A 14,040-nucleotide genomic window follows, 5' to 3' on the forward strand; every position below is an offset into this window, starting at 1 on the left:
GGCGGGTCTGACCTCCGGGAGCGGTTGTGCCGATGGTCGTCGACCTGGTCGTGATCGGCACGGCCATCAGCCTCGGACCGCTGCACAATAGTGCTTTCATCCTGCTGCTCGCGTCGCGCCGCGGTGTGCGTAAAGGCCTTGTCTTTCTGCTGTCCTGGCTGGCCGACCTGGTCGTGGTGGTTGCCTGTGTCATGCTGCTGACCGGCGGGAGTCCTCCTCTCCACCACAGCACGCCGTCAACCGCCGCCCTCGCCGCCAAGCTGGCCATCGGCGCCGGTCTCGTCCTGTTCGGCGGCTACCGGCTCCGGCAGTCGCCCCGCCCGTACCGGCCGCCGAGCTGGACAGCCCACGTCGACAACGCCTCGCTCGGTACCGCCGCCGCACTCGCCTGGTTGCTCCAGCCCTGGGCCCTGGTGGGTGCCGGCGTCGCCACGGTCGTCGACGCTGACCTCTCCTCCCTCTCCGACTGGCTTGCCCTGAGCGGCTACTGCCTACTGGCCACCCTCAGCCTTCTGGTCATGGAGCTGTACACCGTCTGGGCGCGGCACGCCGCCCAGACTCGGTTGAACGCTCTGCGGACTTGGCTCGAGCATCACCAGGACCAGCTGATCGTCACCCTCTCGCTGCTGGCCGGACTCTGGCTGATGAGCAGCAGCATCTACGCACTCGTTGCCTGAAGCGTGGCCCCGGTCCGCCTCCTCCCGACCGGCCCGCAGCGATCAGGCCGGGCGGGAACACACCGTCCACATGGGACCTTTCACGAAGGTAGCCATAGAGGCCAACAGCGCGAGACAGCCAGTCGGCGGCGCACGCAGCACGCGTCGGGGCGCGCAGCGACGCGGCGCCCCGGCCTCCACCCGGGCGTCAGCGCGCCCACCGCCCCATCCCGGGAGTGCGCGGCGCCCCGGGACACGCCCCCGACGGCACGACAGCCGGGACCCGACCCGCCACTCCCGATAGGAAGACCCAAAGCCCCCTCCCCCGTCATACCGCCGCGCCCAAGCCATCGTCAGGCTCCCGCCTCCTGCCGCTGATTCCGCACCCTCGCCCGCCTTCCCGGAGCGACCCGCGACGCGCCCAGCCACACGACGCGGCTGACATCCCCCGATCGCGGACCGGCCGACGTCGGCCCGCGCCCGCCGCGCGTTGAGTCAGGAACTGCATCCGGTGGCGTCCGTGGAGCGGACATATCGCGCACATATCCCCTTCTGAGTGCGGGGTGCGACAATGCGGCCCGGCCGGATCACCGGACACGAGACCGTGGTCCAGTGACCTATGTCCTTGGCCTCCCGCGGACCGCTCCTGTGCCGGGGGGACCTCGTCGCTGATCTGCCGCATCGCCAGCCGCTACGGGAGGGAAGCGAAGGTGCTGCGGGCGTGTTGGACGTGGCGCAACTGCCCGCCTGGGCATGAGGGAGGGGGCGCGCGGGCCGATGCCGAGGTGCTGCTGAACGCGGCCGGGCTATGATCGGCATTGCACCGTTGGGGGTTTGCGTGCCGGTGAGCCCGCCCACGCGGCATCTCGACGGCCGGTACGCCAGCGCCAACTTCCGACCCGGCGCGCTGCGTGGTGTGGACGCCGACGTCGTCTATCTGGGTGTCGGCAACCTGGGCAGGCGACCGGCCGGGTTCGTGCGTGCCTACTGGGACGAGGTCGTGGTCACGACCGGGGCCCGCCGTGTCGTCCTCGTGCACTGGGACGACTTCTTCCTCGGCCTCCACCGGCCCCTGCGGCCCATGCCCTACGTCATGGACGACCTCGGAGTCACGACGGGCCGGCTACTGCTAACTGGCCCCGTCGTGACGCCGTCGACGTCGTCATGCTCGTCGCCTGGCAGCCGTCCGCCCCGCTCGCCGGCCTCGGGTGAACCCTGGCCCGAGGGTCAGAACTGCTCGACGAAGTACGGTTCGACGGTCATCCAGCCGTTGCCGGCGGCTCCGTTGAGACGTCCCGTGGAGTTCCTGGCCAGGGTGTACCACGACTCCACGTAGTCAGGGTCGTCGGTGAACCAGGAGTCGGGCATCGCCGACAGCACCGCGTTCACCAGCGGGATGTAGGTGCCCTGGTCGGTGACGGTCAGCAGGGCCGTGGTGAGGGCCTGGGCGAGCGACTTGTAGTTGGTGTCGTCGTCGTCCTCCATCATGACGACGTCGGCCAAGTTGTACTTGTAGTTGGACCAGTTGACCAGGATCTGGTTGGGGTAGTACACCGTCCCGTCGTAGTCGAGGTAGGGCATGTCGACCGAGTCGACGCGCGCCTTGCCGTCCTGTCCGAAGCCGGTCACCAGCGAGAACATCTCGGCCGCGCCCTTGAACCAGGGTTCCTGGTCGTCGTTCACCTCGACCGCGGTGACCTTGGTGGCCCACCAGCCCGCCGTGTCCGCGGCGTGCGTGCCCTGAGGCGCGGGTGTGCTGACGCCGTTGTCGGCGAGTTGGTCGCGGAGCACTCGGAGTCCGGCCTTGTGCGCCTCGGCCGCGTCGATCTCCAAGACGTACAAGGGGAAGGTGGGTACGTGTGTCGCGTCCACGGTGTGGCCGCGGCCCCGGCTGTCGTACGCCGTGATCGTCTTCGCGTGCTCGTCGGAGGCGGCGACCGCGACCCAGGGGGTCACGTCCGGGGTCAGACGGGCACGCATGGAGGCCGCGCCGAGACGCACGCGAAGCAGTGAACCGGTCGAGGCGGGCAGCCCCTTCAGCGCGGCGACCCGGCGGTTCGCACCGGCCACGGACGCGGGCAGAGCCTTGCCCGCGAGGCTTCCGGCCTTGTCAGTCAGCGCCTGCAGATCGGCGTCCTCGGTGGCGAGCGTGGCCGCCCGTACCCGCGCCCGCCAGTCGGACCGTGCCAGCGACGAGGCGAGAGAGCGTGCGACCGCCTTCTCGACGCCGTGGACCGAGGAGTGCGGGGCGGCCGGATGCCGTCGGCCACCGTCGGCCACCGTGGAGGCGACGGCGGGCTGGGCGGTTCCTACGACGGCGGCGCACACGATCGCGCTGATCAGTGCTCTGCGTCTGCTGCTTGCTCTGCTCATCGTGATCTCCGTTGGTCGGTGTCGCCGCGTCAGATGTCGCCGACGCACTATTTCGTTCCGCGTCCGGGCGCTCGACGTGATCGAGGTCGGATCCGCGAGCCGCCGATCTGTTTGCCCTGCTCATGACAAATCAGTCCCGGCGGGATTCGGGGACAACAGCCAGTGGGTGAGTGGCTCAGCCACTGCCGAGTCAGTGAAGCAGCCGCACGAGCCGCTCGTCAATCCTGCTATGCGCAACGGAAGTTGCGCGCGTAGACACGGGCGGCCCACGGGTGTTGCCGGCCACCAGGCTCGCCCCGGTGGACCGGCCCGGCGGGTCAGGAACGGTCCGCCGAGAACGTCGTGCAGTTGGGGCCGTAGACCCGGCCGTCCAGGTGATCCGGTGTCTGAGTGTCGTACGAGCCCTGGAGGTTGACGGCCAGGAAGTTCGGCGGCTGCTCGATCCACCGTGTGGCCCGCAGCGTCAGCACCCCGCCCTGGAGGGTGCCCGCCATGGCGAAGGAGCCGCGCGGCACCTGCGGGTTGGACGGCGCGGGGTAGAACGCGAACACGGCGTCCACGGTGCCGTCGCCGTGGTCCTCGATGGTGAGCACCAGCCCGGTGATGCCCTGGTTGCAGACGTAACTCCCGTTCCACCGACCGGAAAGGTCGGTCACGTCGGAGGCGGGTGCGGACGGGCTGTCCTCGGGCGGGGTGCTCGCGGGCGGGGTCGGGGTGTCATCGGGCGTGCCGGCCGGAGTGTACGGGCTGTCCAGCGGCGTCGGCGTGGCGTCGGGCGAGGAGGGACCGTCCAGCGGCGTCGGGCTGACGTAGGGCGACGACCCCGGCGAGGAGGCCCCCGAGCCGGAGCCGGACCCGCCGCCGAGCACGGCGTCGGCCTGCCACGCCACGAGCCCGATCGCGACCACCCCGGCGAGAACGGAGCCGATCACGGCCGCTCGCCGTCTGCCGGTGGACGCCCGGGAGGATTTCCCGGGCGGCCGCGGAACGGGGGTCGGCAGCACCGCGGTCGGCGTGTAGGCGGGCGGCGGGGTCGGCGGCACCGGCCCGGTCACGGTGGGCGCCTGGTGATTCCTTCCGGCGGGGTCCGGGGCCGGCGGCGTGCCACCCTGCGCACGGCCGCCCCCGGGCGGCGTCTCGGGCACCGTCGCCTCGAGGCCGCCGTCCCGGGCGCCGCGCACCTCCGCAGCCACCATCGGGGGGAGCCACGTCGCGTTCGTGAACAGGAGCGCCGTGCGTGGCGCGCCCGCCGCGTCGATCAGTTCCGACAGCAGCGCGTCCACGGTCGGCCGGTCGCCGGGCCGCTTGGCCAGACAGCGTCCGACCAGACCGCGGATCGGCCCGGGCACCGCGTCGAGATCGGGGTCGCCGTGGACGATGCGGTACATCAGCCCCTGGGCCGAGCCCGTGCCGAAGGGGCCGGAGCCCGACGCGGTGAACGCGAGGACCGCGCCCAGCGCGAACACGTCGCTCGCCGGGCCGACCGGCTCCCCCGTGAGCTGTTCCGGAGACATGAAGCCAGGCGTCCCGATCACCACCCCGGTGCGGGTGATCGCGCTCGCCTCGGTCGCCGTCGAGATGCCGAAGTCGATGACGCGCGGACCGTCGGCGGCGAGCAGCACGTTGGACGGCTTGAGGTCGCGGTGCACGAGCCCCGCGGCATGGATCGCCTCCAGCGCCTCGGCGAGCCCGGCGGCCAGCGTGGTCACCGGGCCGGCCTGCCAGGCGCCATGCCGGGCGACGGCGGTGTCCAGCGAGATGCCGGGCACATAGGCGGTGGCCAGCCACGGCGGGTCCGCGTCCGGGTCGGCGTCCACCACGCCCGCCGTGAAGACGCCGTTGACCCTCCGGGCCGCGGCGACCTCCCGGGCGAACCGCTGCCGGAACTCGCGATCCTCGGCGAGTTCGGGCCGCACGATCTTCACGGCGACGGCTCGGCCGCCCTTGGAGCGGGCCAGGTAGACCCGTCCCATGCCGCCGGCACCCAGCCGGCCCACCACGCGGTACGGACCGACCCGATCCGGATCCCCCGCCCCCAGCGCGCGCAAAGATTCCATGTGACCCCCCAAGGCCCGCCGCGTCTCCCCACGCGGCGATCACATCATGACGTCAGCAAGCGCTTGCGGGGTTTCCGCTTTCAACAGACCCGGGCCGAATCACCCTGACTCGGCGGTGTTCGAACGCAGTCGCGAGGAGTTGCGCCGGATCGGACGGATCGTCAGCCGTGCCGGCTCAGGTCGTGGAAGAAGTCCTCGACCACGTGGAGTCGGCCCGCGCGGACGGTCTCGTCGTAGACGAACCTGCCGACGGCGAGGTCCAGCACTCCCAGGCCGAGCGGCGAGAACACCAGCGGCCTGTCCGCGGGCGGCGTCACCCACCCCGCCGTCACGTCGGCGAGCGTGCCGGTCGGGACGCGGTACCTGGTCACGAACAGCGCGGCCGACCATCCGCCTCACCGCCCGATCGGGTAGAGCCGGAGCCGGTCACCGGGCGTGGCGCGGCATGGTGCCGCTACGAAGATCACGACCCGATCGTGATCTCCGAGAGGATTCCGTCCTGTGCGTTTCGTCCGCACCGCCTCCGCAGCCGCTGTCGTCGCCGCGCTGCTCGTCCCTGCCGTCAGTCGGCGGGGCCGACCAGGTCCGGTGCTCGCAGGACAGGAGCCGGGATGCCCCAGGCGTCGACGAGGTCGACGGCGCGGGGGCGCACCTTGCGGCAGAGGTCGTTCACCTCGCGGCTGATCGCCTTGGACCGCTGGACGGTCAGTCGGCCGTGTTCCATGAACCAGGCGCGGTCGGCTTCGATGGTCGAGAGCGCGAACAGGTCGCACAGCAGGCCCAGGGCATCCTTCTCTGTGCCTTCGGGAAGAGCCCGCACCTTGTCGACGAAGGCTTCAGTGACCAGCCGTTCGACGTGGGCCCGGGCGAGGGCGATGACGTGGTCCTGGATCTGCGAGAAGACCGCGCCGGGCTCGTCCTGCTGGATGCCGCGCTTCATGCGGCGGGCGAGGCCGGCGAGCATGTGCTCCTCGCGGAAGCGGACCATGGCGAGGTGGTACTCCGAGTCGAGGAGTCCAGCTTCCCGGTCCCATGCGTCACCTCCGGGCAGCAGGTCGCGGACACGTTCGAGGAGTTTGTGCGCCGAGGTCCGCTCGATGACGGTCTCGACGGCGAGGCCGGTGACGTAGCGGACCATACCGAGCTGGTCGAGGTCCTCGAACTCGGTCGCGTGGTCGGTGAGCAGGCCCTTGGCCACGAGCTGGAGGAGCACGTGGTTGTCGCCCTCGAAGGTGGTGAAGACGTCGCTGTCCCGTTTGAGGGCGGCGAAGCGGTTCCGGGCAAGGTAGCCCGCGCCGCCGCACGCCTCGCGGCACTCCTGGACGACGCGGGTGGCGTGCCAGGTGGCGAGTGCCTTGATGCCGGCGGCTCGCGACTCAAGGCGGCGCCGTGCCTGCGGGTCGTTTTCGATGCTGGAGAAGACCTCGTGCAGCTGGGCTCGTACGACGTCCTGGGCGAAGTGCAGCGCGTAGGTGCGGGCGAGGAGGGGGAGCAGCCGGCGCTGATGGAGGCCGTAGTCGAGGAGTACCTGTTCCTCGGTGTCCCGGGACGATTTGAACTGGCGCCGCCGGTCGGCATACTTGGTGGCGATCGCTAGTGCGACCTTGGCGACGCTGACTCCGGCTCCGGCAACGCTGACTCGGCCCTGCACGAGGGTGCCGAGCATGGTGAAGAAGCGTCGGTCGGGGTTCTCGATGGCGCTCTCATAGCGACCTTCGGGGGTGACCTGGGCGAAGCGGTCGAGGAGCGCCTCGCGGGGGACGCGTACCCCATCGAAGCGGATGCGTCCGTTGTCGACGCCGTTGAGGCCCATCTTCCGGCCGTCGTCCTCTATGGCGACACCGGGCAGGACCCGGCCGTCCGAGCGTAGGGGAACGACGAAGGCATGGACTCCCTCGGTCCGGCCGTCCACCTCCAGCTGGGCGAAGACGACGGCGAGTTCGGCGTGGCGGGCGGCGTTGCCTATGTAGTCCTTGCGAGCTTGCTCGTCGGGAGTGGTGAGGACGAACTCCCGGTTATCGGGGTCGTAGCGGGCGATGGTGCCGAGCGCCTGGACGTTGGAACCGTGACCCACCTCGGTCATGGCGAAGCAGCCCATCAGCTCTCCGGTGACCAGGCGGGGCAGGTAGGTCTTGTGGTGGTAGTCGGTGCCGAGATGCAGGATGGCTCCGCCGAAGAGCCCGAACTGGACGCCGACCTTCACGAGGACGGAGAGGTCGCCGAATGCCAGGGTCTCGAAGGCGGCGATCGACGCGCCGACGTCGTCGCCGCCGCCGTATGCGCCGGGGAAGCCCATGCCGGTCTGACCGGTCGAGGCCAACTGGACGACGACATCGCGGACCCTCTCGCGGAACGCGTCGATGCCGAGCGCGTCGGCCTCGTCGAGGACGGCGGCATGGGTGACCAGGTTGGTCCGGACGAGGTCCCGGATCCCGGCGTACTCGCCGTCGAGGACGGCGGTGAGGGCCGGGACGTCGATCTCGGGCTGGAGCCGGCCGCCGGCGGAGACGGAGCAGTTCTCGGTTGCCATGCCGCTTCGCTACCCCGAGCCGCGACTATCAACCGACGCGACTCCGGCGCCAAGCGTGGTCGGCGCGGGGCGCGGGACCGGTGCGCGGTTCCGAACGGCTGACGGACGCTGCCGCCGGAGGCCGGGGGGGGCACCGTCTGGCGCGGCCACGGCATGCGATGCCAGTCCGACCTGGGCGTTCGAGAGAAGTTCAACGGATTCGCGTTCACCACCTTGTCAGGGCCACGCCCCTCTCCTACAGTCCCTGCGAAACGAAAGCCATGGGAGCGCTCCCAACGTTTCCCGTCACTCCTGCGCCCTCCCCCACAGAGCGTGTGGCCTGTTAGGCGCCCTGCTCGCCTCGCTCGCCACCCTGGCCGCCCTGCTGGGCACCGCCCCCGCGGCCCACGCCGACACCTCGATCTGCGAACAGTTCGGGTCGACCACGATCCAGGGCCGCTACGTCGTCCAGAACAACCGTTGGGGCACGAGCCGGACCCAGTGCATCACCGCCACGGACTCCGGGTTCAGGATCACCCAGGCCGACGGCTCGGTCCCGACGAACGGCGCCCCCAAGTCCTACCCGTCCGTCTACAACGGCTGCCACTACACCAACTGCTCCCCGGGTACCGCCCTTCCGGCCCAGCTCAGCAGCATCTCCAGTGCGCCGACCGGCATCTCCTACAGCTACGTGAGCGACGCGGTGTACGACGCCGCGTACGACATCTGGCTCGACCCCACGCCCCGCACCGACGGGGTCAACCGGACCGAGATCATGGTCTGGCTGAACAAGGTCGGCCCCGTCCAGCCCGTCGGCACGCAGGTCGGCACGGCCACCGTGGCCGGGCGCCAGTGGCAGGTGTGGTCCGGCAACAACGGCTCCAACGACGTCCTGTCCTTCGTCGCCCCCTCCGCGATCGGCAGTTGGAACTTCGACGTCATGGACTTCGTCCGACAGGCCGTCTCGCGGGGGCTGGCGCAGAACAACTGGTACCTGACCAGCGTCCAGGCCGGGTTCGAGCCCTGGCAGAACGGCGCCGGCCTCGCGGTGACCTCGTTTTTTTCCACGATCAACACCGGCACCGGTGGCGGTTCCGGGGGCTCCGGAGGGTCCTCGGCCTGCACCGTGTCCTACGGCACGAACGTCTGGCAGGGCGGTTTCACCGCGGACGTGACCGTCACCAACACCGGTTCCGCCCCGCTCGACGCGTGGAAGCTGGCGTTCACGCTGCCCGCCGGGCAGCAGATCACCGGTTCCTGGAACGCCTCCCTCGCTGGGGCGTCGGGGGCCGTCACGGCGAGCGGCGTCTCCTACAACGCGCGGATCCCGGCCGGCGGGAACGTCACCTTCGGCTTCCAGGGAACGTACGGCGGCACCTTCGCCAAGCCCGCGACCTTCAGCCTCAACGGGACCGCCTGCGCCATCGCGTGACCCGCCTCGCGCGACAGCTCCTCCTCTCGTCCTCGCCCTCCCGGGTGACGTCCTCCCGGGCGGGTCGTGTGGCAGTTCATCCGCGGCATTCCCACATCCCTCCGCGGGCGCCGTCCTGGTCATCCTGCCGACCCTGATCGTCTTCCTGTTCCTGCAGCGCTACATCTACAACGGGTTCGCCCAGGGGGCCACCAAATGATCGCTTACAAGGAGATGTTCACCCGGCGGCCCTGGACGACTGGTTCCCGGTGGGAGCCGGTGTCCGCCTTGCCGACGCTGAAAGGCTCAACCCGACGCACAGACCTACCGAGGCGTAAGGGAATGTCGAGGTAACCGAACTGGTCGCGCGAGCCGACGGCGTCGTGATCGGCACGCCGGTCCACAAGGCCGCCTGCACCGGCCTGCTCAAGTCGCTGCTGGACCTGCTTCCGCAGTACGGGCCGCCAGCAGGGCCGTACGGCTGCCGAGTGCCTCGGAGAAGCGATCGACGACCTGGGCCCCTTGTGGGCATGACGGTGCTCCCACCGGCGCCCGGCGGAAGCATGGACCTGGCAGGTCTGGCCGGTATGCCCCCGGCATCACCTCGGCGTCTACGGCTCGGAGCGGGAGGGTGCGGCCGTGTGGTGGTGCGCGGGCGATGGCGGGTTGCGTACGTCTCTGGTCGGGCGCGAGATAGGGGCGTTCGTGTTCGCGGGCGGCGTGGTAGCGCCAGCAGAGGCCGAGGTCTCCTTTGGCCAGGATGGTACGCAGTCGCAGTACGGCTTCCGCTCCGTGAAGCCGCCGACGGGCGCCGGTGATGTCGAGGCGGTCGGCGATCAGGTGGCGGCAGGCACCCTCGACCGCGCCGGTGGCGATCGGCCAGCCAGCTGCGAGGGCAGCGCCGTAGCGGAGTTGGTCGAGGTGGCCGGCCAGGTAGCGGTGGCAGGCGTCGACAGCCTTGACGGCGTTTACAAGCCCGCTTCACGGACATTCGGAGCCCCCGAGACGGAAACCGAGATGCGCAGGCATCTCTCCAGCGCATCTGTGGAGGATGAGCGTGACTGAGAACATGTGGAACTACGCGCCGACAGCCGGCCACACTCCTGACGCCGATCTGACCGGCTATGCGGTGGAAGCGACGGACGGACACATCGGCAAGGTCGACAAGCACTCCAGCGACGTCGGATCGCAGTACATCGTCGTCGACACCGGAATGTGGATCTTCGGCAAGGAGGTCCTGCTCCCAGCCGCTACGATCACCCTCATCGACCACGATGCGAGCACCATCACTGTCGCTCGCTCCAAAGAGCAGATCAAACGCGCACCGGAGTTCGATAAGGACAAGCACCTGGGCGACCCCGCCTACCGCGACCAGATCAGCGGCCACTACGGGGCCGGCGGCACCGGCCACTGATCCCGCCGATTCCCAACAAGGCGGTCGACCACGACTCCGCTACGCCTCAACAGCGACGTCACGGCGGATACATATCTGCTGACACACGGCGCGTGGACCTGGCGGCCGCCCGCGCCCGGCTGGAGGCGGATGCCGATGCCGCCGCGCGCGCCAGGGCCGCCGAACAGGCCCGCCGGTCCGCCGCCGCACGTGCCGAGGCAGCCGAGCAAGCCCGCCGGTCTGCCACCGCACATGCCTCTGCCGCCGAACGGCGTCTGCAGGAGGCCCTGCTGCAAGCACCGGAACGGCGGGCCGAGCAGGAACGATTGACCGTGTTACTCGAACACGCCGGGATGGACGCCGAGGTGTGGCCCGCCTTCACGCGACTGGTGCGCACCGTCTCCGGCAAGACGGTCGAGTACGGCGGCCGGAGCCCCGCGCACGGCAACGGACTGCTCGTCTACAGCAGGCCCCACCCCGGCCGGGAGTTCCGGCTCGCCGGTGTGGTGTCCGCGATCCTGAAGCACTCGCCCAGTGGCCGGCAGAGCTGACGATCCTGGTAGCCAGCCGGACCTGGCTCGCCCGCATTCAGGCCGCCGCCCGCAGCCCCCTGAAAGTCGCAGTGCTGAACCCGACCACCCGGCAATGCACCTTCCTGCGCATCCGACCCCAGCCCCCAGCCTGCCGTAAACGCAAGCACGTCCTGAAAACCGCACCTGATGCACGTCACGTTCATGGGATGCGGCCCTTCGACGTTTGCGCAGCTCACTCGATCTGCCTATGGGCGAAGACGACGTGGACTGTCTGACCGCAGCCGTCATCCGGGACGGGCCTGTGCTCAGACGCCACCAGCACCTCCCGTAGGCTCCCGGCATGTCTTACGGGGTGGAGGCACGGGAACTGTACGAGGCCCTGGGGTGGCACGAGGGGATCTCTCCGTACGAGAAGATCGTCGTGCCTTGGCTCGATCGGGCCCAGGGCAGCTACCGCGCCTGGCTGGCCAGGGCGGCAGAAGACAGCTCATGGTGGACCGGGAAGGGAACGCAGCATGACGGGCAGGAACTTGTGTGGGAGCTCTACGCCCTGCACCGAGTCAGCGACCGGCTGCTGCTCACCTTCCAGCCTCCCCCTGACAAGCCCGGCTCCCCGGACCTGCGGCCCTTGCCCTCGAAGCGCCAGTACCTGGCAGTGTTCACCTCGCTCGGTATGACGCCGTTCGAGGGCGGCGACGCGTTCGACCCGTTCCTCCACGAAATCGTCGAGGTCGAACAGGCCTACGATCCGCAGGCGCCGATCGAGATCACCGAGCTCCTCTGGCCCGGCCTGATGCTCGGCCAACTGCTGTTCACCCGGGCCGGCGTGCGGATCCGCGCCGGCATCGAGTACGCGCAGCGCGGCGTCGCGGACCGCTCACCGCTGTACTGGACCTTCCTGCGCCGCCACCGGCCGACGGTCGACCTGTCCCAGGGCTGGGGCGGCAATTCCCAGTGGCGCACCGACTTCCGCCTCGACTACCGGACCCCGGCCGGCGATCGACTCAACGTGGCGGGGGACCGCCCGATCGACGGCCGTGCCGACCTGCACCCCGACCACCCGGAGAATCTCAGCCCCGAGGAGAGACTCCTCACGCCCGGCGAGCGGCGCGAACTGTTGCGCCACCGCTGTCTCCTGCGCTCACCCGAGGCCGCCGACGCACTGGCCGGATCGCCCGCCTGGGAGCGGGATCTGATGCCCTTCGACTGGCAACTTCCGCACTCCGAGCCCTGACCCCGGCGGCCGGTGGGGGCAAGACAGCGGGACTCGTCCGGATGCGGTGGCGCTGGCCGCAGAGGCTATGATCGCCACCCGCACCTCGGGCCCGTACGACTTCGGCCGTCCTGACTGGTGGTCGTCGAGCAGCCGCTCCATGCCCCGGGCCGCGAACCGCCCACGCCACTTGCGAACCGTCTTAACCCACCCCCAGGTGCCGAGCGATAGCCCCATTCGTGATCCCCTTCGCCGCAGCGAGCACGATGGCCCGCAACATCGCTCGCACCTCGGGCTTCGCCGAGGCCGCCCGCCGCCCTGGCGGCGATTCTTGAAAACGGCATTGCCCGCAGTTCCGTGAATCCCCAGCCAGCTACTGGAACTCGGGATCGTTTCGGCAGGAGCTTGGCCGGCTTCATCCGCCAAGATGTACGTCTGGGCATCGTCCGGGCTCCTCCGCACCGGCATCCTCACCCAGCCGCCGATGCCCCTTCAGCGGGCTTCTGGCGGGGAAGGAAGGCTGAGCTGTTCCTGCAGGAGGGCCGCAGCCTGGAGGTCATTAGTGACCATCACCTGAGCCAACCTGCCCGCCACTGCGGTCACGGTGCCCCAGGCTGGAGCGTCAAGATAGACCTCGTCCGGGGTACCGCGACCTACTTCTTCCTGCACGGCCGAATAGACCTTACCCAGCTCCTTCATCAGCGCGACTTCCTCCTCCGTCCGCAGGCTCTTACCCAGCCACGGCGCGGGATCGTCTGCGTTGCAGAAGTCGTCGAACAGAACATTGACCACGTAGTCCAGGTTCTCGAACTCCTCCGGGCACAGCCAGACATCGCGCTGCCACGAGGGACTCGCAAGGGCGAGAACCGCTGGCACAACATGAAGTCGGAATACCGGGAACTCAATGCCGTGATCCGTCACGCTGCGAGCCTACTTGGTGATGACCCCCCGCATCGGGGAGGACTTCGTGGGCTTCCAGCCGCCCGCTGGCGGCGACAGCGCACTGGGCGTGGTCGATTTCTCGATCTTCCCGCACCTGGATCATCCGGAGTGTCCGGACAACACCATGGCCGCAGCGGAGCGCTGGGCGGCCCAGATCGCGGGCCCGGCCTACGCGATCGACGAACAGACCGCCATCAAAGTGGCCGACGGCGCCGTCGAAGTGATCTCCGAAGGCCACTGGAAGGCCTTCTGACAGCGGACGGACAGCACTTCAGCAGGCATCCGTGCCCTGCTCCGGATCGAGGGCGTCGTCTTCAAGCGGCTCGACGCCCCCTACCGGCCCGCGGTCCGGGGGTGGCGGAAGTACAAGACGCGGGAGACGACCGAGGCCATCGTCGGCGCCGTCACCGGCCCACTCACCGCCCCGGGCACCCTCCTGCTCGGCCGCTACGACACCCGCGGCCGCCTGCACTACGTGGGCCGCACCACACTCTCGCCCGGACCGCCGCCGTGGCGACGGCCGCTCTCCTCACCCCGGCGGTCAGCGGCCACCCCTGGACGGGCTGGACGTTCTGCGCGGGATGGGGCAGCCGCCAACAGTCGAAGTCAGCGTCGCCGTCGCCCGCGACGCAGGCGGCCGGTGTCGGTACCCCGCCCGCTTCAACCGCATTCGAGCCGAGATGCATCCGATGCAAGTGCCGAAGTTGGGAGAACCGGACTAACCGCCAGCTCCTGACGATGTCCAGGAGGAACCCTGCCTCTGCTGAGCTGGGTCTTCACGGAAAGCGGCATCGTGATGCCTCGATGTTGTATTGAATGCAACATGTGGAGGAGAGAATCGTCTTGCCGGGAAGGACAACCCGGTCAGCCGTCTCCCTTGCCCTGTGGTGATCGCTGAACCGGCATGAAGATCATCCGACGCACTGTCACGGCGCTCACCCTGACCGCTGGCG

Annotated in this window: 10 protein-coding genes and 4 pseudogenes; 8 read left to right on the plus strand and 6 right to left on the minus strand. The window is 69.7% G+C overall.

The window, feature by feature from the left end:
• Positions 1 to 32 precede the first annotated feature (32 nt).
• The gene (locus PV343_RS03005; RefSeq protein ID WP_319145192.1) at positions 33 to 677 is read left to right on the plus strand and encodes a GAP family protein; all 645 of its coding nucleotides are present in this window, start codon (positions 33 to 35) and stop codon (positions 675 to 677) included.
• Positions 678 to 1,883: 1,206 nt separating this feature from the next.
• Here the strand turns inward: PV343_RS03005 and PV343_RS03010 are convergent.
• The 4 genes and pseudogenes from PV343_RS03010 to PV343_RS03025 all read right to left on the minus strand — a co-directional run bounded on the left by PV343_RS03010 (position 1,884) and on the right by PV343_RS03025 (position 7,616).
• Entirely contained in the window at positions 1,884 to 3,029 is a 1,146-nt protein-coding gene (locus PV343_RS03010) for a DUF3103 family protein (RefSeq protein WP_319145193.1), read from the minus strand.
• A 317-nt stretch (positions 3,030 to 3,346) separates the two neighbouring features.
• Complete coding sequence (locus tag PV343_RS03015) at positions 3,347 to 5,086, minus strand: serine/threonine-protein kinase (RefSeq protein ID WP_319145194.1); 1,740 nt, start codon at positions 5,084 to 5,086, stop codon at positions 3,347 to 3,349.
• A 161-nt stretch (positions 5,087 to 5,247) separates the two neighbouring features.
• Positions 5,248 to 5,433 (minus strand): annotated as a pseudogene (locus PV343_RS03020) (2,3-diaminopropionate biosynthesis protein SbnB); the annotation flags it as partial.
• 215 nt (positions 5,434 to 5,648) lie between these two features.
• Complete coding sequence (locus tag PV343_RS03025; RefSeq protein ID WP_319145195.1) at positions 5,649 to 7,616, minus strand: acyl-CoA dehydrogenase; 1,968 nt, start codon at positions 7,614 to 7,616, stop codon at positions 5,649 to 5,651.
• A 319-nt stretch (positions 7,617 to 7,935) separates the two neighbouring features.
• Here PV343_RS03025 and PV343_RS03030 point away from each other — a divergent pair, with 319 nt between their 5' ends.
• The 3 genes and pseudogenes from PV343_RS03030 to PV343_RS40250 form a co-directional block, all read left to right on the plus strand.
• Positions 7,936 to 9,027 carry a GH12 family glycosyl hydrolase domain-containing protein gene (locus PV343_RS03030; protein WP_319145519.1) on the plus strand — a complete coding sequence of 364 codons (1,092 nt, stop codon included), beginning with the start codon at positions 7,936 to 7,938 and terminating at the stop codon, positions 9,025 to 9,027.
• 100 nt (positions 9,028 to 9,127) lie between these two features.
• Positions 9,128 to 9,226: pseudogene (locus PV343_RS03035) on the plus strand (carbohydrate ABC transporter permease); the annotation flags it as partial.
• 124 nt (positions 9,227 to 9,350) lie between these two features.
• Positions 9,351 to 9,569 (plus strand): annotated as a pseudogene (locus tag PV343_RS40250) (NAD(P)H-dependent oxidoreductase); the annotation flags it as partial.
• Positions 9,570 to 9,681: 112 nt separating this feature from the next.
• On the opposite strand, the pseudogene PV343_RS40255 reads toward PV343_RS40250, so the two are convergent.
• A pseudogene (locus PV343_RS40255) lies at positions 9,682 to 9,966 on the minus strand (ISKra4 family transposase); the annotation flags it as partial.
• A 91-nt stretch (positions 9,967 to 10,057) separates the two neighbouring features.
• On the opposite strand from PV343_RS40255, the gene PV343_RS03050 reads away from it, so the two are divergent.
• The 3 genes from PV343_RS03050 (at position 10,058) to PV343_RS03060 (ending at position 12,166) form a co-directional block, all read left to right on the plus strand.
• Positions 10,058 to 10,420: a PRC-barrel domain-containing protein gene (locus PV343_RS03050; protein ID WP_388240832.1), complete on the plus strand. Its 363-nt coding sequence runs from the start codon at positions 10,058 to 10,060 to the stop codon at positions 10,418 to 10,420.
• Between the two features lie 92 nt (positions 10,421 to 10,512).
• A complete protein-coding gene (locus PV343_RS03055; RefSeq protein ID WP_319145197.1) occupies positions 10,513 to 10,950 on the plus strand; it encodes a hypothetical protein in 438 nt (145 codons plus the stop codon).
• Between the two features lie 322 nt (positions 10,951 to 11,272).
• Entirely contained in the window at positions 11,273 to 12,166 is an 894-nt protein-coding gene (locus PV343_RS03060) for a hypothetical protein (protein ID WP_319145198.1), read from the plus strand.
• A gap of 471 nt (positions 12,167 to 12,637) precedes the next feature.
• Here the strand turns inward: PV343_RS03060 and PV343_RS03065 are convergent, their stop codons facing one another.
• Positions 12,638 to 13,066, minus strand: a complete 429-nt coding sequence (locus PV343_RS03065; RefSeq protein WP_319145199.1) for an SCO4402 family protein — start codon at positions 13,064 to 13,066, stop codon at positions 12,638 to 12,640.
• A 19-nt stretch (positions 13,067 to 13,085) separates the two neighbouring features.
• Between PV343_RS03065 and PV343_RS03070 the strand changes: the two genes are divergently transcribed.
• A complete protein-coding gene (locus PV343_RS03070) occupies positions 13,086 to 13,340 on the plus strand; it encodes a Type 1 glutamine amidotransferase-like domain-containing protein (RefSeq protein ID WP_319145200.1) in 255 nt (84 codons plus the stop codon).
• Positions 13,341 to 14,040: the final 700 nt, after the last annotated feature.

This window comes from Streptomyces sp. WI03-4A, from assembly GCF_033792105.1.
Classification (GTDB): Bacteria; Actinomycetota; Actinomycetes; order Streptomycetales; family Streptomycetaceae; genus Streptomyces; species Streptomyces collinus_A.

Bases quoted from the DNA above. Each gene is read 5' to 3' on its own strand.
- PV343_RS03005 (WP_319145192.1), top strand. From the start codon at position 33: ATGGTCGTCGACCTGGTCGTGATCGGCACGGCCATCAGCCTCGGACCG.
- PV343_RS03010 (WP_319145193.1), bottom strand. From the start codon at position 3,029: ATGAGCAGAGCAAGCAGCAGACGCAGAGCACTGATCAGCGCGATCGTG.
- PV343_RS03015 (WP_319145194.1), bottom strand. From the start codon at position 5,086: ATGGAATCTTTGCGCGCGCTGGGGGCGGGGGATCCGGATCGGGTCGGT.
- PV343_RS03025 (WP_319145195.1), bottom strand. From the start codon at position 7,616: ATGGCAACCGAGAACTGCTCCGTCTCCGCCGGCGGCCGGCTCCAGCCC.
- PV343_RS03050 (WP_388240832.1), top strand. From the start codon at position 10,058: ATGAGCGTGACTGAGAACATGTGGAACTACGCGCCGACAGCCGGCCAC.
- PV343_RS03060 (WP_319145198.1), top strand. From the start codon at position 11,273: ATGTCTTACGGGGTGGAGGCACGGGAACTGTACGAGGCCCTGGGGTGG.
- PV343_RS03070 (WP_319145200.1), top strand. From the start codon at position 13,086: ATGACCCCCCGCATCGGGGAGGACTTCGTGGGCTTCCAGCCGCCCGCT.